Annotated in this window: 20 protein-coding genes; 11 read left to right on the plus strand and 9 right to left on the minus strand. The window is 64.3% G+C overall.

The window, feature by feature from the left end; all coding sequences use genetic code 11:
- Nucleotides 1-32: 32 nt before the first annotated feature.
- The 5 genes from VSR34_RS04515 to VSR34_RS04535 all read right to left on the minus strand — a co-directional run bounded on the left by VSR34_RS04515 (nucleotide 33) and on the right by VSR34_RS04535 (nucleotide 5,045).
- Nucleotides 33-1,310 carry an alanine--glyoxylate aminotransferase family protein gene (locus VSR34_RS04515; protein WP_081716156.1) on the minus strand — a complete coding sequence of 426 codons (1,278 nt, stop codon included), beginning with the start codon at nucleotides 1,308-1,310 and terminating at the stop codon, nucleotides 33-35.
- A gap of 429 nt (nucleotides 1,311-1,739) precedes the next feature.
- Nucleotides 1,740-2,081, minus strand: a complete 342-nt coding sequence (locus VSR34_RS04520) for a zinc ribbon domain-containing protein YjdM (RefSeq protein ID WP_028230334.1) — start codon at nucleotides 2,079-2,081, stop codon at nucleotides 1,740-1,742.
- 150 nt (nucleotides 2,082-2,231) lie between these two features.
- Nucleotides 2,232-3,026: an ABC transporter ATP-binding protein gene (locus VSR34_RS04525; RefSeq protein ID WP_028213769.1), complete on the minus strand. Its 795-nt coding sequence runs from the start codon at nucleotides 3,024-3,026 to the stop codon at nucleotides 2,232-2,234.
- Nucleotide 3,027: 1 nt separating this feature from the next.
- Nucleotides 3,028-3,924, minus strand: coding sequence for an ABC transporter permease (locus tag VSR34_RS04530; protein WP_028213768.1), 897 nt, complete (start codon nucleotides 3,922-3,924; stop codon nucleotides 3,028-3,030).
- A 131-nt stretch (nucleotides 3,925-4,055) separates the two neighbouring features.
- Nucleotides 4,056-5,045, minus strand: a complete 990-nt coding sequence (locus tag VSR34_RS04535; RefSeq protein ID WP_028230335.1) for an ABC transporter substrate-binding protein — start codon at nucleotides 5,043-5,045, stop codon at nucleotides 4,056-4,058.
- A gap of 1,001 nt (nucleotides 5,046-6,046) precedes the next feature.
- On the opposite strand from VSR34_RS04535, the gene VSR34_RS04540 reads away from it, so the two are divergent.
- The 5 genes from VSR34_RS04540 (at nucleotide 6,047) to VSR34_RS04560 (ending at nucleotide 11,006) form a co-directional block, all read left to right on the plus strand.
- The gene (locus tag VSR34_RS04540; RefSeq protein ID WP_342961969.1) at nucleotides 6,047-7,174 is read left to right on the plus strand and encodes a branched-chain amino acid ABC transporter substrate-binding protein; all 1,128 of its coding nucleotides are present in this window, start codon (nucleotides 6,047-6,049) and stop codon (nucleotides 7,172-7,174) included.
- A gap of 146 nt (nucleotides 7,175-7,320) precedes the next feature.
- A complete protein-coding gene (livH, locus tag VSR34_RS04545; protein ID WP_028213765.1) occupies nucleotides 7,321-8,247 on the plus strand; it encodes a high-affinity branched-chain amino acid ABC transporter permease LivH in 927 nt (308 codons plus the stop codon).
- Between the two features lie 7 nt (nucleotides 8,248-8,254).
- Entirely contained in the window at nucleotides 8,255-9,538 is a 1,284-nt protein-coding gene (locus VSR34_RS04550) for a high-affinity branched-chain amino acid ABC transporter permease LivM (RefSeq protein WP_028230337.1), read from the plus strand.
- Nucleotides 9,535-10,305 (plus strand): high-affinity branched-chain amino acid ABC transporter ATP-binding protein LivG, encoded by a 771-nt coding sequence (gene livG / locus VSR34_RS04555; RefSeq protein WP_342961970.1) that lies wholly within the window; start codon nucleotides 9,535-9,537, stop codon nucleotides 10,303-10,305. Before VSR34_RS04550 ends, livG begins: the two co-directional genes overlap by 4 nt.
- Nucleotides 10,305-11,006: an ABC transporter ATP-binding protein gene (locus tag VSR34_RS04560; RefSeq protein ID WP_028213762.1), complete on the plus strand. Its 702-nt coding sequence runs from the start codon at nucleotides 10,305-10,307 to the stop codon at nucleotides 11,004-11,006. Before livG ends, VSR34_RS04560 begins: the two co-directional genes overlap by 1 nt.
- A 101-nt stretch (nucleotides 11,007-11,107) precedes the next feature.
- Here the strand turns inward: VSR34_RS04560 and VSR34_RS04565 are convergent, their stop codons facing one another.
- Nucleotides 11,108-12,313, minus strand: coding sequence for a helix-turn-helix transcriptional regulator (locus tag VSR34_RS04565; protein WP_028213761.1), 1,206 nt, complete (start codon nucleotides 12,311-12,313; stop codon nucleotides 11,108-11,110).
- A gap of 433 nt (nucleotides 12,314-12,746) precedes the next feature.
- Between VSR34_RS04565 and VSR34_RS04570 the strand changes: the two genes are divergently transcribed.
- A complete protein-coding gene (locus VSR34_RS04570; protein WP_028213760.1) occupies nucleotides 12,747-13,349 on the plus strand; it encodes a DUF4337 domain-containing protein in 603 nt (200 codons plus the stop codon).
- A 48-nt stretch (nucleotides 13,350-13,397) separates the two neighbouring features.
- On the opposite strand, the gene VSR34_RS04575 is transcribed toward VSR34_RS04570, so the two are convergent.
- Nucleotides 13,398-13,883: a hypothetical protein gene (locus VSR34_RS04575; protein ID WP_042290501.1), complete on the minus strand. Its 486-nt coding sequence runs from the start codon at nucleotides 13,881-13,883 to the stop codon at nucleotides 13,398-13,400.
- 135 nt (nucleotides 13,884-14,018) lie between these two features.
- Nucleotides 14,019-14,486, minus strand: coding sequence for a DUF2501 domain-containing protein (locus tag VSR34_RS04580; protein WP_028213758.1), 468 nt, complete (start codon nucleotides 14,484-14,486; stop codon nucleotides 14,019-14,021).
- Nucleotides 14,487-15,142: 656 nt separating this feature from the next.
- Here VSR34_RS04580 and VSR34_RS04585 point away from each other — a divergent pair.
- Nucleotides 15,143-16,345 (plus strand): transposase, encoded by a 1,203-nt coding sequence (locus VSR34_RS04585; RefSeq protein WP_342961971.1) that lies wholly within the window; start codon nucleotides 15,143-15,145, stop codon nucleotides 16,343-16,345.
- Between the two features lie 59 nt (nucleotides 16,346-16,404).
- On the opposite strand, the gene VSR34_RS04590 is transcribed toward VSR34_RS04585, so the two are convergent.
- Nucleotides 16,405-17,925, minus strand: coding sequence for a mannose-1-phosphate guanylyltransferase/mannose-6-phosphate isomerase (locus VSR34_RS04590; protein ID WP_342961972.1), 1,521 nt, complete (start codon nucleotides 17,923-17,925; stop codon nucleotides 16,405-16,407).
- Between the two features lie 497 nt (nucleotides 17,926-18,422).
- Between VSR34_RS04590 and VSR34_RS04595 the strand changes: the two genes are divergently transcribed.
- The 4 genes from VSR34_RS04595 to VSR34_RS04610 all read left to right on the plus strand — a co-directional run bounded on the left by VSR34_RS04595 (nucleotide 18,423) and on the right by VSR34_RS04610 (nucleotide 22,974).
- A complete protein-coding gene (locus tag VSR34_RS04595) occupies nucleotides 18,423-19,802 on the plus strand; it encodes an undecaprenyl-phosphate glucose phosphotransferase (RefSeq protein ID WP_342961973.1) in 1,380 nt (459 codons plus the stop codon).
- An 80-nt stretch (nucleotides 19,803-19,882) separates the two neighbouring features.
- Entirely contained in the window at nucleotides 19,883-21,322 is a 1,440-nt protein-coding gene (locus VSR34_RS04600) for a UDP-glucose/GDP-mannose dehydrogenase family protein (protein WP_028213755.1), read from the plus strand.
- 30 nt (nucleotides 21,323-21,352) lie between these two features.
- A complete protein-coding gene (locus VSR34_RS04605) occupies nucleotides 21,353-21,802 on the plus strand; it encodes an exopolysaccharide biosynthesis protein (protein ID WP_028213754.1) in 450 nt (149 codons plus the stop codon).
- Nucleotides 21,799-22,974, plus strand: coding sequence for a polysaccharide biosynthesis/export family protein (locus tag VSR34_RS04610; protein ID WP_036044434.1), 1,176 nt, complete (start codon nucleotides 21,799-21,801; stop codon nucleotides 22,972-22,974). The genes VSR34_RS04605 and VSR34_RS04610 overlap by 4 nt, the downstream gene beginning before the upstream one ends.
- The last annotated feature ends 5 nt before the right edge of the window (nucleotides 22,975-22,979 follow it).

Genomic DNA, 22,979 nt, shown 5'->3' on the forward strand with positions numbered 1-22,979 from the left:
CGACGCACATGGCGCCGCATACGGCGTTGCGCTTAGCGCCGCGTTTCGCGCGAACTGGCCGAGAGCGACTCTTCGAGCGCGGCGACGCCGGCGGGCAGGTCGACCTTCACGCCAAGATCGCTCATCGTGCGGCCCAGCGCGTGCACGGTGCGAAAGAGGTGGTGCTCGCGGCACTGCTCGCCCATCTGCCCGATGCGAACGATCGGGAGACCGAACGATCCCGCGATCTCCACCTGATATTGCTGCGAGATGTGATTGCAGACCTCGCGCGCGGTGACGCCCTCGGGAAGGGCGATGCCGACCACGGAGTTGAGGCGGCAAGTCTGCGGCGTGTAGAGCGCGAGGCCCAGCGCGCCCACGCCGCTTTGCAGCGCCAGCGAGCAGCGCAGATGGCGCGCATAACGCTTTTCCAGCGTTTCCGTGCAAACGAGGCGCAGTGCCTCATGCAGCGCGAGCACGCCGGAAACGGGCGCGGTGTAGTGATAGCCGGCGTTGTGCCAGAAGTTTTCGGCGAGCATGGCGTCGAGGCACCAGTGGGTGTTCGGCGCGGTGCGCGTGCGCACGCGCTCCCAGGCGGCGTCCGAAAAGGCGATCAGCGAAACGCCGGGAATCGACGAGAGGCCCTTTTGACCGCCCGTGATCACGACGTCGATGCCCCATGCGTCCATGTCGAGCGGCATCGTGCTCAGCGTGCACACGGCGTCCACCACCACGAGCGCACCGGCGGCCTTGGCGAGCTGCACGATTTCCCTGAGTTCGCGATTCCAGACCGTGTTCGACGTTTCGCCGTGCACGATCGTGACGACGGCAGGGCGCGTGCGCTCGATGGCCTGCTTCACGGCGTCGAGCGAGGCGATCTCGCGGTCGGCCACGTCGAGCGTGGTGACTTCCGCGCCCACGCGGCGCGCCATTTCGGCCATGCGCGCGCTGAAGAAGCCGTTGACGATGGAGAGCACGCGCGTGCCCGGCCACGCGAGGTTGGAGATCGCCATTTCCATTGCCGCCGACCCCGGGCCGGCCACACCGAGCACCCAGTTCGAGCGGGTCTGGAACACGTAGCGCGCCATCGTTTTAACCTGATCGATGACGCGCGCCATGGTGTCGCCGAGGTGATTGATGACGACGGAGTTGGCCTTGGCCACGGCGTCGGGAATCGGCACGGGGCCCGCGCCCATCATGAGGAGCGGTTCCTCGGGAAGGATGCGGTCGAGCGTATCGACGACAGGGCAAGGGACGGGCGCGGCCTCGGCCGCTGCCGCCGCTGCGCGCGAAGTGGCCAGCGGATCGGGGTGGAGCGCGTTGTCGTTCATCGTGGGTACCTGGCTTGCCTGGAAGTGAGCTGCGGAATTGGCTGCGGAACGGGCTGCAAAACGGGCCGCGTGCGAGGCGCCCGAAGGCGGCGCCTCAAGCAGTGTGGTTCGGCGCCGCTGCGCTGGCCATATACAGTTGCACGCAAATTTGCTGAACAATCGTTCGGGCGGCGCTCCGGCGTACGGACAGCCAGCCTATGATCGATCGCATCGCCGGATAATGCAAGGAGCACGGCGCATGTCGCGATTTGCCCTTCGGTCGCGCGTTTGTCGAAACGCCTGGCGCGAGCGTCACGCCATGGTGCGCAGTGAACGTTCAGGTATTCGGGAAACGCGCTTGAATTGAGTCGGAGTCCGAAGCAGATATTCGGCTTGTCTGCCGACATCGCGGGGGGCAGGAGCCGCCCCCGTTGACCCACGTGCCGCTGGTCACGCTTTCCTGACGAATTCCGACTTCAGGCTCATGGCGCCAAAGCCGTCGATCTTGCAGTCGATATCGTGGTCGCTGTCCACGAGCCGGATGTTTTTCACCTTGGTGCCCATCTTGATCACGCCGCCCGAACCCTTGAGTTTCAGGTCCTTGATGACCGTGACGGTATCCCCGTCGTGCAGGACATTTCCGGCCGAATCGCGATAAACCTTGCCGGCGGCTTCGGCCGGCGCGGCTTCTTGCGCCGACCATTCGTGCGCGCACTCCGGGCAGATGTAGACGCCGTTATCCTCGTACGTAAACGCGGAATTGCATTTCGGGCAGGGGGGCAATGTGCTCATGTGTGATCCTTGGTGCCGACGAAGGCAATGAAAACGGAAAATTATAGCGCGCCGGATTCGCCGCCCTTTCCCGGGAATCTTCGCAAAGCCATGGAAAAAGCCCGCGGCCTCGAACGAGGGGCAGGCATCCCTTGCGCGAAGCGCGGCGCTTCAGCCCAACAGCAGCGCGTCGTCGTCCAGCTTCTCGTGGCGGTTCTGCTCGAACAGGCGCAACAGGTCTGGCACGTCGAGGCCGCGGCGCGTGTCGCCCGAGACGTCGAGCACCACCTGACCCTGGTGCAGCATCACGGTGCGCTGGCCGTAGTCGAGCGCCTGGCGCATGCTGTGCGTGACCATCATGGTCGTGAGCTTCGATTCCTCGACGATGCGCGCGGTCAGTTCGAGCACGAACCCCGCCGTTTTCGGATCGAGCGCCGCCGTGTGCTCGTCGAGCAGCAGGATGCGCGATGGCTGCAGCGACGCCATCAGCAGGCTCACCGCCTGGCGTTGACCGCCCGAAAGCAGCCCGATTCGATCGGACAGGCGGTTTTCGAGCCCCAGATTCAGGAGGCGAAGCTTCGCGCGGAACCGTTCGCGATCCTGCTTTTTCAGCGCGGGGCCGAAGCCGCGGCGTTTGCCGCGCGCCATGGCGAGCGCCATGTTCTCTTCAATCGTGAGCGCTTCGCAGGTGCCGGCCATGGGATCCTGGAACACGCGTGCAACGAGATGCGCCCGGTCCCACGCCTCTCTTTTCGTGACGTCCTGACCGTCGATCGTGATCGATCCGCTATCCACCATCTGGTCGCCGCTGATCGCGTTGAGGAAGGTGGACTTGCCCGCGCCGTTCGAGCCGATCACGGCGACGAACTGGCCGCTCGGAATCTCGAGGTCGAGACCGCGCAGCGCACGCGTTTCGATCGGCGTGCCGGGGTTGAAGGTCAGCTTGAGGTCTTTGGCGCTGAGCATTTCATGCCCTCCCGTTCCTGCGGCCGAACAGCTTCTTGCGCGTCGCGGGCAGGACGAGCGCGATCGTCACGAGTACGGCGGTGACGAGATTCAGGTCCTGCGCCTTCAGGCCGATGAAGTCGCTATTGAGCGCGAGCGCGATGAAGAAGCGATAGAGAATCGCGCCGAGCACGGCGGCGAGCGTGGTCAGCACGAGCCGGCGCGCGGGCAGGATGCTTTCGCCGATGATCACGGCTGCAAGCCCGATCACGATGGTGCCGATGCCCATCGAAATATCCGCGCCGCCCTGCGTTTGCGCGAAGAGCGCGCCGGCCAGCGCGACGAGTGCGTTCGAAAGCGCCATGCCGGCCAGCGTCGCGCGGCCCGTAGCGATGCCTTGCGCGCGCGCCATGCGCGGATTTGCGCCGGTCGCGCGCAACGCGAGGCCGTATTGCGACGAAAAGAACCAGTCCAGACCGAATTTCGCGACCAGCGCGACCACCAAAAGCGCGAGCGGGCGCAGGACGTAGTCGGGCAGCCACGCGGGCTGGAGGATCGTGAACACCGTCGATTCCGAAATGAGCGGCACGTTCGGCGCGCCCATCACGCGCAGGTTGATCGAGTAGAGCGCGATCATCATCAGGATGCTCGCGAGCAGGTCCATGATTTTCAGGCGCACATTGAGCCAGCCGGTGATGAAGCCGGCAATTGCGCCCGCAGCGATCGCGCACGCGGTGGCCAAAAAAGGATTGTGGCCCGCGGCGATGAGCGTCGCCGCCACGGCGCCGCCCAGCGGAAAGCTGCCGTCCACGGTGAGATCGGGGAAGTTGAGGATGCGAAACGAGATCAATACCCCGAGGGCCACGAGACTGAAGATCAGGCCGATCTCGAGCGCGCCGAGAAGCGAGTAGAGGGACATGGAGAAAAATCCTGTTGCGGTCTCCGGCAGCCGTGCGCCGGAGTCGACGCGCGGCGCCCGCCCGCATGGGGACGGGCGCCGCTGCCGTCGTTGCTTACCGCAGATGCCGCAGTAACGATTGAGGGTCCGGCTTACTTCACGACCGAGGTCGCGTCCTTGAGCAGGTCGGCCGGGAGTGTCGCGCCTTGCTTTTGCGCGGCGACCGGGTTCACGAATAGTTGCAGCCTGCTGCTCGTTTCCGAGGCGATCGCGCCCGGCTTTTCGCCCTTGAGGATGCGCACGACGACTTTGCCCGTCTGATGGCCGAGATCGCTGTAGTCGATGCCGAGCGCCGCGATCGCGCCGCGCTTCACGCTGTCCGTGTCGGAGGCGACGAGCGGGATCTTCGCGTCGTTGGCGACCTTCACGAGCGCTTCGTACGCCGAAACGACGTTGTTGTCCGTGTTCGTGTAGATCACGTCGGCCTTCCCGATCAGGCTCTTCGCGGCTGGGCCGATGTCGACGGTGCGCGGCGCGGCGGCTTCCTTGAGCGCCATGCCCTGCTGCGCGAGCAGTTCCTTGAGCGCCTTCACGACCACGACCGAGTTTGCTTCGCCGGGGTTGTAGACCATGCCGACGGTCTTCGCGTTCGGCACGACGCGCTTGATGAGCGCGACCTGCTTGTCGAGCGGGAGCTTGTCGGAAACACCGGTGACGTTCGTGCCGCTCGGCGACCACGTCTTCACGAGCTGTGCGGCGACCGGATCGGTCACGCCCGAGTACACCACAGGCACGGACTTCGTTGCGGCAACAACGGCCTGAGCGGAAGGCGTTGCGATCGCGACGATCGCGCTCGGGTTGTCGCCCACGAACTTGCGCGCGATCTGCGCGGCGGTGCCCGTATTGCCCTGCGCGCTCTGGTATTCCCACTTGAGATTCTTGCCCGCGTCGTAGCCCGCGGCCTTGAGCTCGTCGCGCACGCCGTCGCGGATCGCGTCGAGCGCGGGGTGCTCGACGATCGACAGCACTTCCACAGTCGCGGTTTCGGCGGCTTGCGCGGCGCCCGAGGTCAGCACGAGCGCTGCGGCGCTGGCGACGAGGGAAAGGCTGGCGGCAAGGGCTGCCTGCTTGAACGTCTTCATTGTTTTTGATCTCCCCCGATGTTGGGTTCTTCCGGATCTGTCGGTGCGGTATCGCCGGCTCCGCGCGTGGCGCGAGAGCACCCGGCATGCGCCGTCATGGTGCATGCGAGCGCGGCGAGGGAGCGAGGATACCACCGACTCTCGCGGGGCAGGAACGCTATTGCGGGCCGGCGAGGCGGGTGCGCGACGGTATTGCGAGGGATTAATTCAAGATTGCACGGTTCGATTTTCCGGGAAATCCGAAACTTGACGAAAAAAATCTCGTTATGGGATTGGGAATCGTATTTATTGGATAGTTGAATGGCGATATGGGTGGAACACCGTATCGGAAATAATTAAATTTTAAGGTGATCGTAATGTTTTCCTTTTTTAATCAATGATTTGGCATATTTCTCATTTAGGGTATTCCCGATGTTGCTCTTTACTGATATTCATTAACTTCTCTCGTAAGCAATTAATCGATGAATCTATCCGTCGAATCAGATTTCTCCATCGAATCGATCGTGAAGAGAAAATGGTAATCCCGATCCTCTAAAAATAACAAGCGCGCCGCTTGATATCCCCTCGGCGAGCCGCAGCAGCGCGGGGAGACGGCCCATTGTCCGTCGGGGCGGCCATTTCCCGGGGTATTTTCAAGTCTTTTCGAGGACGCCCTCAATTGATCAGCATCAAAACTCAAGCCGATATCTGAAAAAAAACTCGCGGTTGCGGTGAGATGCGATTATTGATAGCATCCGCGGGTCGCTGATTCGGGCCGGTCCACCTTTCCGGTACGAATTGCAGCGAACGGGGCAGGCGGAATGCTTGCGCAACAGAGCCTGTAACTCAACAGGCTCTCCGAACTCAGCGCCTACCAGGGCGCTGATACACGCCGGGCCCCGTCACGTCTATTTTCTGGTGCCCGTCGTGGTTGTTCCCCACGGCAATTCATAGGGGTGCTGTTCGTTTGCGCAGGTCATGCCGTCTGACCGGTTGACCCGAAAACAATCGAGGAGCTCCTGATGACGCCGTTGTCACGCCTTAACCGTCTTACGTCCGTTTCCGTGGCCGCCGCGCTGCTCGCTTTTGGTGCAAGCGCGCACGCCGACACCGTGAAGATCGCCATTGCCGGCCCGTTCAGCGGCCCGGTCGCCCAGTACGGCGACATGGTCAAGGCGGGCGCCCTGACCGCCATCGAGCAGATCAACGCCGCCGGCGGGGTCAACGGCAACAAGCTCGAAGCGGTCCTGATGGACGACGCCTGCGAGCCGAAACAGGCCGTCGCCGTCGCCAACAAGATCGTTTCGCAGCACATTCAGTACGTGATCGGCCACGTCTGCTCGGGCTCGACGATTCCCGCCTCGGACATCTACGAGAACGAAGGCGTCGTGATGGTTACGCCCTCGGCGACCGCGCCGCAGCTGACCGAGGGCAAGAAGCGCCAGTTCGTCTTCCGCACCATCGGCCGCGACGATCAGCAAGGTCCGGCCGCCGCCGCCTACATCATCAACAAGGTCAAGCCGAAGAAGGTCGCGATCCTGCACGACAAGCAGTCGTACGGCCAGGGCATCGCCACGTCGGTCAAGGCCGCGCTCGACAAGGCCCACATTCCCGTGGTCGTGTTCGAAGGCATCAACGCCGGTGATTCGGACTACTACGCAGTCGTCACGAAGCTCAAGTCGCAAGGCGTGGACTTCGTCTACTTCGGCGGCTACCACCCCGAAATGGGTCTCCTGATGCGCCAGTCGCGCGAGCAGGGCGTGAAGGCCACGTTCATGGGACCGGAAGGCGTGGGCAACAAGGACGTGACGGCGATCGCCGGCCCGGCCTCGGAAGGCATGCTCGTCACGCTGCCCGCCGATTTCGCAGCCGACCCGGCCAACGCGAAGCTCGTGAAGGCGTTCGCCGATGCCAAGCGCGACGCGAACGGTCCGTTCCAGATGCCGGCTTACGCCGCGGTCGAAGTGATCGCCGACGGCATTGCCGGCGCGAAGAGCACCGACCCGACCAAGGTCGCGGCCTACCTGCACAAGAACGGCTTCAACACGCCGATCGGCAAGGTCGAGTACGACGCACAGGGCGACCTGAAGTCGTTCCGCTTCGTCGTCTACACGTGGCACAAGGACGCCACCAAGACCGCCGCGAACTGATCCGGCGCGCCGCAAGCCGCAAGCGCCCCGCCATACCTGGCGGGGCGTTTTCATGGCCGTTGTGCGCGCAACGAAAAATGGCCGGCACGGCTTCAAGAGTCTCTACACAGGTCTCTCATCGGCTTCACGGCCGCGGGGCTTAAGGCATGAATGATTTTCTTCCGCAGTTCACCCAGCAGCTCGTCAACGGGCTCACGCTGGGTGCGATCTATGCGCTGATCGCCATCGGCTACACGATGGTCTACGGCATCATCGGCATGATCAACTTCGCTCACGGCGAGATCTACATGATCGGCGCCTATGTGGGCCTCGTCACGCTCACGGCCATCGGCACCTCGGCGGGCTACCCGCTGCCGCTCGTGCTGGGCGCGGCGCTCATCGTCTCGGTGCTGGTCACCGGGCTCTACGGTTTCGCGGTCGAGCGCGTGGCGTACCGGCCGCTGCGCGGCGGGCCGCGCCTCGTGCCGCTCATTTCCGCCATCGGCATGTCGATCTTTTTGCAGAACTACGTGCAGATCGGGCAGGGCGCGCGCGACGTGTCCGTGCCGATGCTCATTTCCGGCGCGCTCGACTTCAACATGGGCGGCAACTTCGAAGTGACGATTCCCTACGCGCGCATGCTGATCGTCGGCGTGACGCTCGTGCTGATGATCGCGCTCACGCTGTTCATCTCGCGCTCGCGCATGGGCCGCGCCTGCCGTGCCTGCGCCGAGGACATGAAGATGGCCAACCTGCTCGGCATCGACACGAATCGCGTGATCTCGTTCACGTTCGTGCTCGGCGCCATGCTGGCGGCGGTGGGCGGCGTGCTGATCGGTCTCACGATCGGCAAGCTCAATCCGTATATCGGTTTCATCGCGGGGATCAAGGCGTTTACTGCCGCGGTGCTGGGCGGCATCGGCAGCATTCCGGGCGCGATGCTCGGCGGCGTGCTGCTGGGCCTCGCCGAAACCCTCGCCTCGGGTTACATGCCGGCCGAGTACAAGGACGTCGTGGCGTTCGGCCTGCTCGTGCTCGTGCTGCTGTTCCGTCCCACCGGCCTGCTCGGCAAGCCGGACGTCGAAAAGGTGTGAGGTCGATATGAGCCAAACTGTTTCGGTTCGCGCGGCCGCCCAAGGCGCGTCCTCGTCGCAAACGGTGAAGGGCGCGCTGGCCGCCGCCGTCGCGACCATCATTCTCACTGCACCGATCCTCGGTCTGCAGCTCACGCTCGACGGCTATCAGGTCGTGCTGCAGCAGCACTGGCGCCCCGTGTGGATCGCCGCCGCCATGGTGTTCGTGTTCCAGCTCGTCAAGCCGATGCTCGTGCAAGCAACTAGCAGTGCGAAGTTGTTCAACGCGTTGCCCAAGGCGCCCGCACTCGGCGCGCGCCAGCAGCGCGTGGCGATCTGGGTGCTGCTCGCGTTCGGGGCGGTGTATCCGTTCCTCGGTTCGCGCGGGGCGATCGACGTCGCCACGCTCGCGCTCATCTACGTGATTCTCGGTCTTGGCCTGAACATCGTGGTGGGCTTCGCGGGTCTGCTCGACCTTGGCTACGTGGGTTTCTACGCGGTGGGCGGCTATACGTACGCGCTGCTCAACCAGTACTTCGGCTTCACGTTCTGGGAGTGCCTGCCGCTCGCGGCGCTTGCTTCTGCCACGTTCGGCTTCGTGCTCGGCTTTCCGGTGCTGCGCCTGCGCGGCGACTATCTCGCCATCGTGACGCTCGGCTTCGGCGAGATCATCCGTCTCCTGCTCAACAACCTCACGAGCATCACGGGCGGTCCGGACGGTATTTCCGGCATTCCCAAGCCCACCGTGTTCGGCTTCGAAATGGCCCGCCGCGCGAGCGTGGAAGGCGCGAAGACGTTCAACGAGCTGATCGGCATCGAGTACAGCGGCCAGCATATGGTCATTTTCCTGTACCTGCTCGCGCTCGTGCTGGTGGCGTTCACGCTGTTCGTCACGAGCCGCCTGCGGCTCATGCCGATGGGCCGCGCATGGGAAGCGCTGCGCGAAGACGAGATCGCCTGCCGCTCGCTGGGTCTGAACCCCACGCGCATCAAGCTCTCGGCGTTCACGCTGGGCGCTTCGTTCGCGGGCCTCGCCGGCGCGTTCTTCGCGGCGCGCCAGGGGCTCGTCACACCCGAATCGTTCACCTTCATCGAATCGGCGCTCATTCTCGCCGTCGTCGTGCTGGGCGGCATGGGCTCGCAACTGGGCGTCGTGCTCGCCGCGATCCTGCTCACGGCGCTGCCCGAGGTGGCGCGCGGCTTTGCCGAGTACCGCATGCTGATCTTCGGTCTGGTGATGGTGCTGATGATGATGTGGCGTCCGCAGGGCCTCTTGCCTGCGAGCCGTCCGCACGTGGAGTTGCCGCAATGAGTGCACAAGCGTTGTTGAAAGTAGCGGGCCTGCAGATGCGCTTCGGCGGTCTGCTGGCCGTGGACGGTATCGACTTCGACGTGCGTCCCAACGAGGTGTTCGCGATCATCGGGCCGAACGGCGCGGGCAAGACCACGGTGTTCAACTGCGTGGGCGGCTTCTACAAGCCGACCGCCGGCGACATCGTGCTCGATGGCCACGCGATCAACGGCCAGCCGAGCCATCAGGTCGCGCGCCGCGGCCTCGTGCGCACGTTCCAGAACATCCGCCTCTTCAAGCAGCTCACGGTGCTGGAAAACCTGATGGTCGCGCAGCACCTGAAGGTGAACCGCAACATGCTGAGCGGGCTCTTCGCGACGCCCGCGTATCGCCGCGCCGAACGTGCCGCGCTCGAGCGCGCCGCTTACTGGCTGGAACGCGTGGGCTTGAAGGACGTCGCGAACCGGGAGGCGGGCACGCTTTCATACGGCCATCAGCGCCGGCTCGAAATCGCGCGTTGCATGATCACCGACCCGCGCCTGTTGATGCTCGACGAACCCGCTGCCGGTCTGAACCCGCAGGAGAAGATCGAGCTTCAGCAGATGGTGGACGGTTTGCGCAACGAGTTCGGAATCTCCGTACTCCTGATCGAGCACGACATGAGCCTCGTGATGGGTGTGTCGGACCGCATTCTCGTGATGGAGCACGGCAAGCCGATCATGATCGGCAAACCCGATGAAGTGCGCAACGACCCGCGCGTGATCAAGGCCTATCTCGGAGAGGACTGATGCTGAAGCTGGAAAAGGTCCATACCCACTACGGCGCGGTCGAAGCGCTGGCGGGCGTGTCGATCGAAGTGAACAAGGGTGAGATCGTCACGCTGATCGGCAGCAATGGCGCCGGCAAGACGACGCTCATGATGACGGTCTGCGGCACGCCGCGTGCCTCTTCGGGCCGGGTGACGTTCGAAGGCCAGGACATCACGCGCATGCCGACGCACGAGATCATGCGCCTTGGCATGGCGATTTCGCCGGAAGGCCGCCGCGTGTTTCCGAGCCTCACGGTGCTGGAAAATCTGCAGATGGGCGGCTTCTTCGCCTCGCAGCACGAGATCGACGCGGGCATCGAGCATGTGTTCAAGCTCTTTCCTCGCCTCAATCAGCGGGCGAAACAGCGAGCGGGCACGATGTCGGGCGGCGAGCAGCAGATGCTCGCCATTGGCCGCGCGTTGATGAGCAAGCCGCGTTTGCTGCTGCTCGACGAGCCTACGCTCGGCCTCGCGCCGCTCGTGATCGCGCAAATCTTCGACATCATCCGCACGATTCGCGAGGAAGGCGTGACGGTGTTCCTCGTCGAGCAGAATGCGAACAAGGCGCTGCATGTGGCCGATCGCGGCTATGTGCTGGAGACCGGGCGCGTGGTGCTCGCCGACAGCGCCGAAAACCTGCTTGCCAACGACGACATCAAGCGCGCCTATCTGGGCGGTTGAACGTCCAGGGTGAGGCCAGACAGCGGCCCGCACAATCCGTGTTCATGAAAACCGGGTTGAGCGGGCCGTTTTTTACGCGTGAATCGCCCGTCGAACCGGAATCAATCCCCGCGCGCGATGGCGATCTGCGCGATCAGCCGCATCAATTCGGCCTGGCGCCGCGTGGCCGTCTTCGCGAACACGTGATGCAGATGCGTGCGCACGGTGGAGGGCAGCACCTGCAGCGCCTCGGCAACGTCCTTGGGGTTGAGCCCCTTGCCGACCTCGCAGGCCACGCGCGCTTCCGCTGGCGTGAGGCCGAACAGCGAGACGAGACGCGTTTCCACGCCGCGCCGCGACGACTGCGGATCGATCACGATGAGCATGACCATGCCGCTGCACGCGCCGTGCGCGATGCCGGCGTGACGGTGCGTGCCCAGCGGCGAGACCAGCGCCTGCAGCGGCTCGTCGGGCGGCTGGCGCGCGATCAGCATCGCGCCGCCCGTGCGTCCGCGCGCATCGCGTCCGGCGGCGCGCTCGATCAGGCCGCGCAGTGCCTGCGTGGCGGCGGCCGTGGCGGCTGCGAGCGTGGCCTGTTCGCTGCGCAGTCCGTTCGCGCGCGCGAGTTGCGCCGTTGCCGCGCGATTCGCAAACAGGATGCGCGCATCGGCGTCGACGATCAGTACGCCGTGCGCGAGCGCGTCGAGCGCGTCGGCGGGCGCGGTGCCGCCTTCATCGTGCGATACCGTGGCGCGTGCGGTGTGCCGCTGCACGCGCAGCGCATTGCGCAGATGCGGCAGCAGCGCGCGCATCGCGTCTAGCTCGTCTGCGCTGAAGAAGCGCGTTTCATGCCGCAGCGCGCCGAACACGCCGGCCATGTCGTCCTCGCGCAGCACGTTTGCGAACGCCACTGTGTAGAAGTGCTGCGGGCGCACCCATTCCTGAACGAAAGTGCTGCGCTCATGGCTCGCCTGCGGGCGGAGCATGGTGTCGGTGACGAGCGTGCCGGCGGGCCAGCGGCGCACTTGCGGCAGGAGCGGATCGAAACCGCCGTAATGCTGCGCGTAGGAATGAGCAAACGGAGCGTCGATGCCCGCCCAGTCGTCGAGTGGGAACGCGCTTTCGCTCCGCACCATGGTGAGATTCACGTGTTGCGCGCCGATGCGCCGCGCGATTCGCGCGCAGACATCCGGCCAGCGTTGCGTGTCGAAACCTGCGTCGTAGATCGCATCGATCAGGCCGCCCATTTCAAGGTCGCCCGGCTCCACGTGCGCACTACGTACGACAGGAGCGGTGGCTGCGGCGAGTGCGGCCGTGGTGGGCCCCATGATGGTCTCCAGGTTGCTTTTTATTGACGGCGGAAGGCCGCAGGGCATGCTGCGCGGCGTTACGGGCAGAGCCGTGTGGCACTGCAACGGCGCGGGTCGCATTCAGGGTGCAATTCGGGGTGCAAAACCACGTTCGCAAACGGCAGGCGGGAGGGATGCATTGCAACATCCGATGTACCTGATTTGAATAAATAGACGATAGAACCTACGATTCGCTTACGTCCGGGGACATTTCGACTTTCGTTACATCCAATCGAGTTCGGGTACTGGACAAGCGCGCCGGGCTCACGATAATTGAGCCCCTATAGGCGGAGTCCCTTGAAGTGGGCGAGGCCGCTAAAGCGCCGCACGGGGCCAGGCGGCGCGCCGCGCACTTCGTCGCGAGAGCGAAGCGCGGATCGAGGACGAGTCAGTGAAACCGGAGAGTCTTTGGATGTCTGAAGAGTACGAAGTGCATGGGCCGCACGACCACGCGGTCGAACACGCCGCGGCGGGCCATGGCGGGCATGGGGAAGGCGATCGTTTCCCGGGCCGCATGGCGGTGATGACCGCGATTCTCGCTTCCATCGGAGCGATCTTTGCCTATCAGAGCGGCAACAGCGAGAACCTCGCCCTCTATTACAAGAACGAAGCGGCGATTCACAAAACCGAAGCCGCGAATCAATGGGCTTACTATCAGGCGAAAGGCGAGAAGCAGAATCTCGCTGAACTGGGGGCGCAGCTCTCCGCGCTCGCGCCGAACGCCGAGGCCGCGCAGCGCCGCTTTGCCGGCGACGCCGACCGTTATCGGCAAGAGAAAGCGCCGATCCGCGCCAAGGCGGAGGAGCTGGAGAAGACCGTCGAGCACGACGATGCGTTGAGCGAGCAGCTGCTGCACGGCCATCACCGTTGGGCACAGGCCACGACGCTCATCCAGATCTCGATCGCGCTCACGGCGATCACGCTGCTCACGCGCCGCCGCTGGCTCCTGAACACGTCGGTCGGGGTGGCCGTCGTGGGCGTGGCGCTGGGTGCACTGGCGTTCTTCGGCGGCTGACCGCATGCGCGGGGCGGCACGGGCCGCGCTAGCCCCTGAGCTGCGCGCTTATCCGCCGCACACGATCGCCGTGAGCAGCAGCGGCACCACCGACTGCACGGTGGCGTCGCTGTTGACTTCGCGCACGCGCGAGCGCACGGTTTCCGCCGGCGCGGACACGACGACGCCATATAGCGGCGAGTCGATCTCCTTGCCCGCGCCGCGCTTGAAAAGCGAGTCGTCGTGGTCGTAGCCCAGCACCACGTAGATGGGAAAGCCGAAAGCGCTCAAGCGGGTTCCGCGCGCGGGGCGAAATGCGTTGACCGAATTGGCTTCGACGCGGCTCGGCTCGGGGTCGATGGATTTTTCGTCAATCAGCGACGAAATGAACGCGTGCGGGTTGGATTTGCAGTCGAACTGCTGGTCCCGCGGGCCTTGCGCGTGCGCAGGCGCCGGAACCAGCAGCGTGGCGAGAGCGGCGAGACTGGTAAAAGCGGTTGCCCACACTGTGGTGGCCGCAAACGGGAAGACCACGGGGTTTTTGCGCTTGTTCATGGCTACGGTCAGCAATGTCACGAGAAGTACGCATGACCTCATTCGACACCAGGACTTGGTTCGTGTTCAAGCGCCGGGGCACAAAAATTGCGCAACCCGTGCGCCCGCGCACGTGCGCAAGCAGGCGCGGGGGCGCTACAGCATCGATCTGGCCTGACTTAGTATCTTGTCGCAGACCTGCTTCGTAGCTTCTTCCTTGAGACCGCTGCCCGTGAGATCGACTTTCTGGCCGTTGCCCGCGGTGAGGATGCCGCTCGTGCCCTGGGCATAGCCGCTATCGGACGTGTTAGCGCCACCGGGAAGCTTGCTGAGCAACGAGTCCTTGACGTGGCTCGCGGTATCCGCGTTCAGGTAATTGTTCTTGATGCAGTACTGCAGCACCCCGGTGACATTGCCCAGACTGCTCGAACTCAGCGACGACGGCGAAAGCGAAGTGCCGAGTCCGCCCAGATTGCCGAGCGCGCTCTGCGCCGAGCCGCTGTTGCTGCCGCCCGGGGCCAGCAGGTTGCCGAGCTGTGCGCGCGCGGCGCCCCAAGGGGCGAGGAGCGCCAGGGTCAGCGTGGCCAGCAACGCGGTTGGGATGCGCGGTGCAGTGGTTTGCATACTCGAATCTCCGTGATGATCAGCGCGCTCTTACTATAGACGGATTCGCATTCGCAGCATCGCTACATGACGCTGTACGACCGTTCGATGCGAGTGTGCTTAGTCCGGCTGAAATGCGATCGCGAATTTCATGGCGGGCCCGTCGCCGGCATCCGGTGATTTCATCGGCGTGTCATTGGTTGCGGGCGCAACGATAACGGCGCAGCAGCGAACCGGATGTCTGCCGAGGCGGTGGTGTCGCAAGTGGTATGCATGCGTTCGGACGTTATGCCGGGACGAGGCATTGTCATGTCCGCGCAACGAATGTGGCTCTCACAAGTCTGTTTGTGCGGCAAATCACTGCGTTTCTGCGCCTTTTCCAGCAGCATTCTCCGCGATTCAAGCGCGAGATTGTTTCCAACCGTAACACTTATTACGGCCCTCCTCATCGGCTGGTTTCGGGTGGTATGCTTCCTGCACAAATTCTCCCTTGCACGAGTGAGACCACGTGTATTGCGTCAATAACGTGAACGAACGCACTGCCACAGTGCGCTTCGCGACGCAAACGAACACGTCATACAAACATATGGTGCAACCGAGCTAGCCAAGGCGGGCAACAAGATCCGCAAGCCAGTGCTCCGTCAGTGCAGCCCCGGTCCGGCTGCGTGGAGAACAGCATGAATTTCGAAGAATTGAGCGACGACGAGTGGATGCAGGTGTCCTCGCTCGTCTCAGATGAACCTCCTATCAGACTCAACCGGCGCGGCCGCCCTCGCGCCGAGCCACGCGTCGTGGCCAATGCCGTCCTGTGGATCCTCACGACGGGCGAATCGTGGTCGCGTCTTCCCGCGCGTTATCCTTCGGGGCCTACGTGCCGTCGCCGTTTCGAGGAATGGCACGCGAGCGGAACGCTGATCGAACTGGTCGAACTGCTCTCGCAGCGCGGGCGAAAGTTCGTTTATGTGCCGCAGCCGGTGCAGGCCGATGCAGCGCCCGTTGCCGTCGCAGTGGAGGAAGCGGCAGAGGACGACGGCCTGCCGGCCGTGTACTGGAAGAGTCCCGAAGCATGGCAGGCGCCCACGGCGCTCGCCGATGCACCGCTCGCCGATCCCATGGAAAGCATGATGCGTCAGCTAGCCGGCGAACCTGCTGCGCGCGGTGTGCCTGCCGAGCCTGCCGACCCTGTGATGCCGACAGCGAGCGCAACGCGTCCCCAGACGCCGTTCGCGCCTTCCCGCGCAGGCAAGCCGACCGCTACCCGCGCGATGCCGCGCGAGGAATACACCACCCCGCACCGCCGCGCGCACGCGCCGGGCGGCGCGGTCCAGATCGCCGAATGGCGCGGCTACACGATGAGCCTCACCGTGCAGCCCGTGCGCAACCGCATGTTTCGCGGGGCCGTGGAAATTCTCAAGGATGGCAAGCGCGTTGAACGCTCGGGCCTGATCGGACCGCCGTTCCAGGACCGCGAGGCCGCGAGGCATTTCGCATTCGACTGGGCGCGCGAATGGATCGATCGCGACGGTGCGGCCGACGCCGCGTCGGACACGGGTTATCCGGTTGCGCCGCCCGCAAAGCATTCCGCGTCCCAAGGCATGGCGCAGAGTGGCGCGCCAGGCTCGTTGCCGCCTGCCGTTGCGAGCGCACCGATGCAAAGCGCGAGCGTGATGCGTGGCGATCCGTCGAATGCTGCGATTGCGCGCGCATTGCCTGCTGCAGTGCCGGGCAGCGTGCGGCTCGCGCCGATGCAACGCTACACCGCCACGGGCGCGTTGCTTTCCGGCAGCGAAACCCGCGACGCCAATGCGGCAACGTCCGGGACCGCCGAACGCCACCCCGCCGGTACGACGCTCACGCGCTACCGCACGCTGTCGCGCTGATACTGCGCGGCCGCCGGCGCGGCGGCGCAGCCGGGCATCACTGCTTCAGGCACCGTCTGTCACTGCCTGCCGTACTGATCGTCGAGACGCACGATATCGTCCTCACCGAGGTACGAGCCCGACTGCACCTCGATGATCTCGAGCGGCATCTTGCCCGGGTTTTCCAGTCGATGTGACACGCCGAGCGGGATGTACGCCGATTCGTTCTCCGAAACGATGAAGCGTTCCTCCCCGCGCGTGACGAGCGCCGTGCCGCGTACGACAACCCAGTGCTCGGCGCGGTGGTGATGCATCTGCAGTGAAAGGCGTGCGCCGGGCTCGACGACGATACGCTTGACCTGGAAGCGCTCGCCGCTGTCGACGCTGTCATAGTGTCCCCACGGACGATGCACGAGGCGGTGTGCGACGGCTTCCGCGCGGCGCTCCTGCTTCAGGCGTTGCACGATCTTCTTGACGTCCTGGGCGCGCGAGCGGTCGGCGACGAGCAGGGCGTCGGGCGTCTCCACGATCACGAGGTCTTTCGTGCCGAGGCACGCCACGAGCCGGCCGTCCGAGTGCGCGAAGGTGTCGCTTGCATCTTCGAACAACACGCGTCCATGGGCGACGTTGCCTTGGTCGTCCTTCGGCGAGACTTGCCATACGGTGTCCCATGAGCCGAGGTCGGTCCAGCCGGCCGCGAGCGGAACGACCACGCCGGTTGCGATCGAGGGGTCACCGGCGAGCGGCTCCATGACGGCATAGTCGATGGAGTTCGAAGGCGAGCGGGTGAACGCTTCGCGCTCGACGCGGAAGAATTCGCCGTCCGCCTTGCCGTGTTCCATCGAATCGGCGCACGCCGAATAGATCGCGGGATGGAAATGGCGAATCGCGTCTAGCCACGTCGAGGCGCGCACGATGAAAATGCCGCTGTTCCACCAGTAGCGCTGCGAAGCGACATATTGCTGCGCCAGCTCGAAATAGGGCTTCTCGACGAAACCGTTGAGGCGGCGGGCGCCGTCCGGTTCCGCGCTTGCCAGGGGTTCGCCCACGTGAATGTAGCCATAGCCCACTTCGGGATGCGTGGGCACGATGCCCATCGTCACGATCTGGCCGTTCGCCGCGTGGCGCACGCCTTCGGCAACGGCGTTCCGGAACGCAGCGGGATCGGCGAGCGCGTGATCGGCCGGCATCACCACGAGAATGCCGTCTTCCTGCGCCGCCACTACGGACATCGCGGCGAGGGTCAGCGCGGGCGCCGTATCGCGGCCCACCGGCTCGAGAATCAGGCGTGCACGCTTGCCCGCCGCACGAACCTGGTCGGCGGTGGTGAAGCGATGTTCTTCATTGCAGACGATCAGCAACTGCTCCGCGAGCGCGACGCATTCGGCGAGCGCATCGAGGCGGCTCGCCGTGTTCGCAAGCAGGGACTGCTCGCCCACGAGATTGATCATCTGTTTTGGATATTGCTCGCGCGACAGTGGCCACAATCGCGAGCCTGCGCCGCCCGCCAGCACCACAGGGCACACCTGCAATGCGCTGCGCGATTCGGCACGCGTCTGTGACGCCCTGGCCGATGCCGTTGCGGAACCCGTATCCGTCATTTCGCTCTCCTCTGAAAGGTCTCGATGCACAGATTTGTAGCATGCTTAAAATCGTCATAAATAGATTCGCAAAGAAGAAAATAGAAAATATTCGCATTGAATGTAAATTACCTATTAGCCATTTATCAATAATCATAAAAAATTCAATAAAAATTCATCAGCAGACTGTCTGGATTTCACGCCGGCACCCGGAATGCGGCCTGAAAAAGCGAAGAACGTTCCGGGATCTGCCGTCCAGTGAGCCAATGCGGGAGCCAATTCCGGCAATATTTGCCGAAAAAAACGGGAAAAAATTGTCTCAAAAGGGCCGATACATTTGGAGATACTTTTGAGCCTTGCGGCCTGAATTTTTATCGCGCCTTATTAGGGTTTATTCGGATCAGAATTATCTCGGCCATACGTTTTCGCGGCGACGCTATTCCAGATATTTCCGAAAAGACCGGCCATGGCTTGCAGCGCATGGCCACGATTCATTCCTTTAACCCGAGGTGCCGGACATGCTGAGCGTTCTAGCCAGAATCTTCGACGTTGCCGCCATCGCCGCCGGAGCGCTGCTCGCGGCCGCCTTGCAGCGTGGCCAGCTCTCGCCGCTCACCGATGTGCAGAGCGTGGCGCTCGCGTTCAACTGCGTGCTCGCGATCTGGATGTTCCCCGCATTCGGCATCTACAAGTCGTGGCGCGGCAAGTCGCTGTATGGCCTCTTCGCCCGCGTGTGCGCGGCGTGGCTCGCGGTGGAGGGCACGGGCATCCTGCTGAGCTTCAGCGTGCACCGTGCCGATTCGCTCTCGCGCCTGTGGCTCGCCTGGTGGGTGGTCGCTTCGGTCGCGTTCCTGATCGTCTCCAAGGCGCTCGTGCATATGGTGCTGCGTGGCATTCGCCGCGAGGGCTACAACCAGAAGGCCGTGGCCGTGGTCGGCGGTCCGCGCTATGGGCGCTTCCTGATCGAACAGATGCGCGTGCACCCCGAGGCGGGCTTTCGTCCGGCGCTCGTGTTCGACGAGGACAGCGACGCGGACGGCACCGCGGCGCTCGAAGGCGTGCCGGTGGAGCGCAACCTGGAGGCCATGCTCGGGTTCGTGCGCGAGAACGACGTGCGCGAGCTGTGGCTCGCCTTGCCGATCACCAAGGAGCGCACGATTCACCGCATCGTCATGGCCCTGCGTAACGACTTCGTGAACATCCGCTTCATCCCGGACGTGCGCAGCCTTTCGTTCTTCAGCCAGCCCGTGGTCGATCTGCTCGGCGTGCCGGCCATCAATCTCGCGGCTTCGCCGGTCACGGATCTGCATGTGCTGCCCAAGCGCGTGTTCGACATCGTGTTCGCGGGCGGCGTGCTCCTCGCGCTCGCGCCGCTGCTCGCGTTGATCGCGCTCGCCGTGAAGCTCTCGTCGAAGGGCCCCGTGTTTTTCAGGCAGCGCCGCAAGGGTCTGGACGGCAACGAATTCGAAATCTACAAGTTCCGCTCGATGAAGGTGCACGCGGAAGTCGCGGGCCAGGTCACGCAGGCGCGCCGCAACGATCCGCGCGTCACGCGCGTGGGCGCGTTCCTGCGCCGCACCAGCCTCGACGAACTGCCGCAATTCATCAACGTGCTCAAGGGAGAGATGTCGGTGGTGGGACCGCGCCCGCACGCGCTCGCGCACGACGACATCTACAAGGATCTCGTGCGCGGCTATATGGCGCGCTATCGCATCAAGCCCGGCATCACGGGCTGGGCGCAGGTCAACGGCTTTCGCGGCGAGACCGATCGCGTGGAGAAGATGCGCGACCGCGTGCGCTTCGATCTGCACTACATGCAGCACTGGAGCTTCGCGCTCGACCTGCGCATCGTGGCGATGACCATGTGGAAGGGCTTCGCAGGGCAGAACGCATATTGAGGCGAGGCGCAATGTGCCCGTGCACGTGGGCACCGCGCTTCACCTGGGACATGGACAGGTAATTCACTTTTGAGGTGGGCATGAATCTGACGATCATTGGCAGCGGTTATGTGGGCCTCGTGACGGGCGCTTGTCTCGCCGACATCGGCAACGACGTGTTTTGCCTCGACGTCGACGAACGCAAGATCGACCTGCTCAATCAGGGCGTCGTGCCGATTCACGAGCCGGGCCTGCAGGAAATCATCGAGCGCAACGTGCGCGCGCGGCGGCTCAAGTTCTCGACCGACGTGCAAGCGGCAGTCGCGCACGGCGATGTCCAGTTCATCGCCGTGGGCACGCCGCCCGACGAGGACGGCTCCGCAGACCTGCAATACGTGCTGGCGGCCGCGCGCAACATCGGCCGCCACATGACCGGCTTCAAGGTCGTGGTGGACAAGTCAACGGTACCCGTGGGAACGGCCGCGCTCGTTCACGAGGCGATCGACTCCGAGCTGCGCAAGCGCGGGGAGAGCCACATGTTCTCGGTGGTCTCGAACCCCGAGTTCCTGAAAGAGGGCGCGGCCGTGGAGGACTTCGCGCGGCCCGACCGTATCGTGCTCGGCTGCAACGACGACGTGCCCGGCGAACGCGCCCGCGAAGTGATGAAGCGGCTTTACGCGCCGTTCAACCGCAACCACGAGCGCACGCTTTACATGGACGTGCATTCGGCGGAATTCACCAAATACGCGGCCAACGCCATGCTCGCCACGCGCATTTCGTTCATGAACGAGCTCGCGAACCTGGCCGACCGCGTGGGTGCCGACATCGAGGCAGTGCGCCGCGGCGTGGGCTCGGACCCGCGAATCGGCTATGACTTTCTTTATGCGGGCTGCGGCTACGGCGGCTCGTGCTTCCCGAAAGATGTGAAGGCGTTGATGCGGACCGCAGAGGACTTCGGAGAGCCGCTGCAAATCCTGCGCGCCGTGGAGTCCGTCAATGAAGCGCAGAAGCAGGTGCTCGCGCAGAAGATCGTCGCGCGCTTCGGTTCCGACCTCGCGGGCCGGACGTTCGGCGTCTGGGGTCTCGCATTCAAGCCCAATACAGACGACATGCGCGAGGCGCCGAGCCGCACGCTCATTGCCGAACTGCTCGCGCGCGGCGCCACGGTCAAGGCCTACGACCCGGTTGCGACCGGTGAGGCGCGGCGTGTTTTCGCGCTCGACCTCGCGCACGCGCCGCAACAGCAGGCGCGCCTGTCGTTCGTGAACGATGCGATGGAAGCGGCGAGCGACGCCGATGCCGTTGTGGTCGCAACCGAATGGAAAGTGTTCAAGGCACCCGATTTCGAAACGCTCAAGGCGCAGCTGAAGATGCCGATCGTGTTCGATGGCCGCAACCTCTACGATCCGTCCGCGCTTCAGGAGCTGGGCATCGAATACCACGCCGTGGGCCGCGCGAGCGCGACGCAGGTGAGCCGTGCGCGCGCCGAAACCGTGGCGACGCGAGGCGCTGGCCTGAGCGTTGCCGGGCTTCGTGCATAGCCTCATGTCGAGGAAGGGAGTCGCGCGACCATGATCAAGGACGTGCTCATCGTCTGCCACGCAAACGTCTGCCGCTCCCCTGCGGCGGAACAGCTCTTTCGCGCGCGCCTGCGCGAACAGAAAGGCGCGAAGGCAGGCGCGTTTCAGTCGGCTGGCCTGCGTGCGCGCGACGGCGACGAGATGGACCCCGTGATGCAGTGGCTGCTTGCCGAGCGTGGCGTGGAGGTGGGCAAGCACCAGTCGCGCCGCCTCACCAGCCGCCTCGTGAGGTCGGCCGACCTCGTGCTCGTGACCGAGCGCCGGCAGGTTGCCGCCGTCGAGCGCATCGAACCCACCGCACGCGGCAAGGTGTACGCGCTCGGCAACTGGGAAAACTCCGATGTCAGCGATCCGCATGGGCTCCACGAGTCCGCGTATCGCCAGAGTCTTGAATTGATGGACCGTATGGTAAAGGGATGGTTGAGCCGAATATGCCAATGACAAAACTGAAACTGACTGCGGTGGTCGCGTTGAGCGTCTTCGTTTCCGCTTGCGCAACGGCGCCTGGCAACTATCTCGACACGTCGAGCCTGAAGGAAGCGCCGAACAACCAGCCGCAGCAGCAATTCAACGTGCAACTCATCACCCAGCAAGTCGTGTTGCAGCAGGCACAAGCGGCCGCGGCCGCGCCGAAGGCGGCTCTGCCCCCCTCGAAGTTCGCGAGCGCAGCCGACTACGTCTATCACATCGCGCCGCAGGACATTCTCGGCGTGACCGTGTTCGACCACCCGGAGCTTTCGACGCCGCAAGGCTCGACGTTCTCGACGGGCGGCAACACCACGCAAACGGTGGGCCAGGCGCTCACGCAGCCGTACACGAACGCGCTGCCCGGTCAGGCCGACCCGTACGGGCAGACCGTGGCCAAGGACGGCACGATCTTTTTCCCGTTCGTGGGCCGCATCATGGCAGCCGGGAAAACGCCCGACCAGATCCGCAGCCAACTCGCGGCCGGCCTCGTGCCCTACGTGAAGAACCCGCAGGTGGATGTGCGCGTGCTCGCGTATCGCAGCCAGAAAGTGCAGATCACGGGCGACGTGAAGACGCCGGGACCGCTCTCCGTGAGCGACGTGCCGCTCACGCTCGTCGACGCGATCACGCGCTCGGGCGGCACGACCGACGGCGCCGACATCAACCGCGTGCGCCTCACGCGCGGCGGCAAGCTTTACGTCCTCGACGCGAACCGCATGCTCGACGGCGGCGATGCGAGCCAGAACGTGATGCTGCAGGACGGCGACATCATCAATATTCCGGATCGTTTGGATAGCAGAATATTCGTGATGGGCGAGGTGAAGACGCCGACGCAGACGAGCCTCATTCGCGGCAACCTCACGATCGCCGACGCGCTCACCCAGGCGGGCGGCATTCTCGATACCGACGCGAACCCGCGCCAGATCTTCGTCATGCGCGGCATGAAGGACAACCCGACCCAACCCGAGATCTACCGCCTCGATATGACCCAGCCCGACGCGATCATGCTTTCGTCGCAATTCCAGTTGAAGCCGCTGGATGTGGTGTACGTGGGCACGGCCGCTTCGACGACCTTCAACCGCGTGTTGCAGCAGGTGCTGCCGACCATCCAGACCGTCTTCTTCCTGAAGCAGATCGCGAAGTAAGCGTG

The organism is Paraburkholderia sp. JHI2823 (genome assembly GCF_038900695.1).
GTDB lineage: Bacteria > Pseudomonadota > Gammaproteobacteria > Burkholderiales > Burkholderiaceae > Paraburkholderia > Paraburkholderia mimosarum.

What these genes read in the sequence shown, in the direction of transcription:
- VSR34_RS04530 (WP_028213768.1), bottom strand. Translation starts at nt 3,924, where the DNA reads ATGTCCCTCTACTCGCTTCTCGGCGCGCTCGAGATCGGCCTGATCTTC.
- VSR34_RS04515 (WP_081716156.1), bottom strand. Translation starts at nt 1,310, where the DNA reads ATGAACGACAACGCGCTCCACCCCGATCCGCTGGCCACTTCGCGCGCA.
- VSR34_RS04585 (WP_342961971.1), top strand. Translation starts at nt 15,143, where the DNA reads ATGAATTTCGAAGAATTGAGCGACGACGAGTGGATGCAGGTGTCCTCG.
- VSR34_RS04565 (WP_028213761.1), bottom strand. Translation starts at nt 12,313, where the DNA reads ATGGGGCCCACCACGGCCGCACTCGCCGCAGCCACCGCTCCTGTCGTA.
- VSR34_RS04610 (WP_036044434.1), top strand. Translation starts at nt 21,799, where the DNA reads ATGACAAAACTGAAACTGACTGCGGTGGTCGCGTTGAGCGTCTTCGTT.
- VSR34_RS04560 (WP_028213762.1), top strand. Translation starts at nt 10,305, where the DNA reads ATGCTGAAGCTGGAAAAGGTCCATACCCACTACGGCGCGGTCGAAGCG.
- livG (WP_342961970.1), top strand. Translation starts at nt 9,535, where the DNA reads ATGAGTGCACAAGCGTTGTTGAAAGTAGCGGGCCTGCAGATGCGCTTC.
- VSR34_RS04550 (WP_028230337.1), top strand. Translation starts at nt 8,255, where the DNA reads ATGAGCCAAACTGTTTCGGTTCGCGCGGCCGCCCAAGGCGCGTCCTCG.
- VSR34_RS04600 (WP_028213755.1), top strand. Translation starts at nt 19,883, where the DNA reads ATGAATCTGACGATCATTGGCAGCGGTTATGTGGGCCTCGTGACGGGC.
- VSR34_RS04535 (WP_028230335.1), bottom strand. Translation starts at nt 5,045, where the DNA reads ATGAAGACGTTCAAGCAGGCAGCCCTTGCCGCCAGCCTTTCCCTCGTC.
- VSR34_RS04525 (WP_028213769.1), bottom strand. Translation starts at nt 3,026, where the DNA reads ATGCTCAGCGCCAAAGACCTCAAGCTGACCTTCAACCCCGGCACGCCG.
- VSR34_RS04570 (WP_028213760.1), top strand. Translation starts at nt 12,747, where the DNA reads ATGTCTGAAGAGTACGAAGTGCATGGGCCGCACGACCACGCGGTCGAA.
- VSR34_RS04540 (WP_342961969.1), top strand. Translation starts at nt 6,047, where the DNA reads ATGACGCCGTTGTCACGCCTTAACCGTCTTACGTCCGTTTCCGTGGCC.
- VSR34_RS04595 (WP_342961973.1), top strand. Translation starts at nt 18,423, where the DNA reads ATGCTGAGCGTTCTAGCCAGAATCTTCGACGTTGCCGCCATCGCCGCC.
- VSR34_RS04590 (WP_342961972.1), bottom strand. Translation starts at nt 17,925, where the DNA reads ATGACGGATACGGGTTCCGCAACGGCATCGGCCAGGGCGTCACAGACG.
- VSR34_RS04575 (WP_042290501.1), bottom strand. Translation starts at nt 13,883, where the DNA reads ATGAACAAGCGCAAAAACCCCGTGGTCTTCCCGTTTGCGGCCACCACA.
- livH (WP_028213765.1), top strand. Translation starts at nt 7,321, where the DNA reads ATGAATGATTTTCTTCCGCAGTTCACCCAGCAGCTCGTCAACGGGCTC.
- VSR34_RS04580 (WP_028213758.1), bottom strand. Translation starts at nt 14,486, where the DNA reads ATGCAAACCACTGCACCGCGCATCCCAACCGCGTTGCTGGCCACGCTG.
- VSR34_RS04605 (WP_028213754.1), top strand. Translation starts at nt 21,353, where the DNA reads ATGATCAAGGACGTGCTCATCGTCTGCCACGCAAACGTCTGCCGCTCC.
- VSR34_RS04520 (WP_028230334.1), bottom strand. Translation starts at nt 2,081, where the DNA reads ATGAGCACATTGCCCCCCTGCCCGAAATGCAATTCCGCGTTTACGTAC.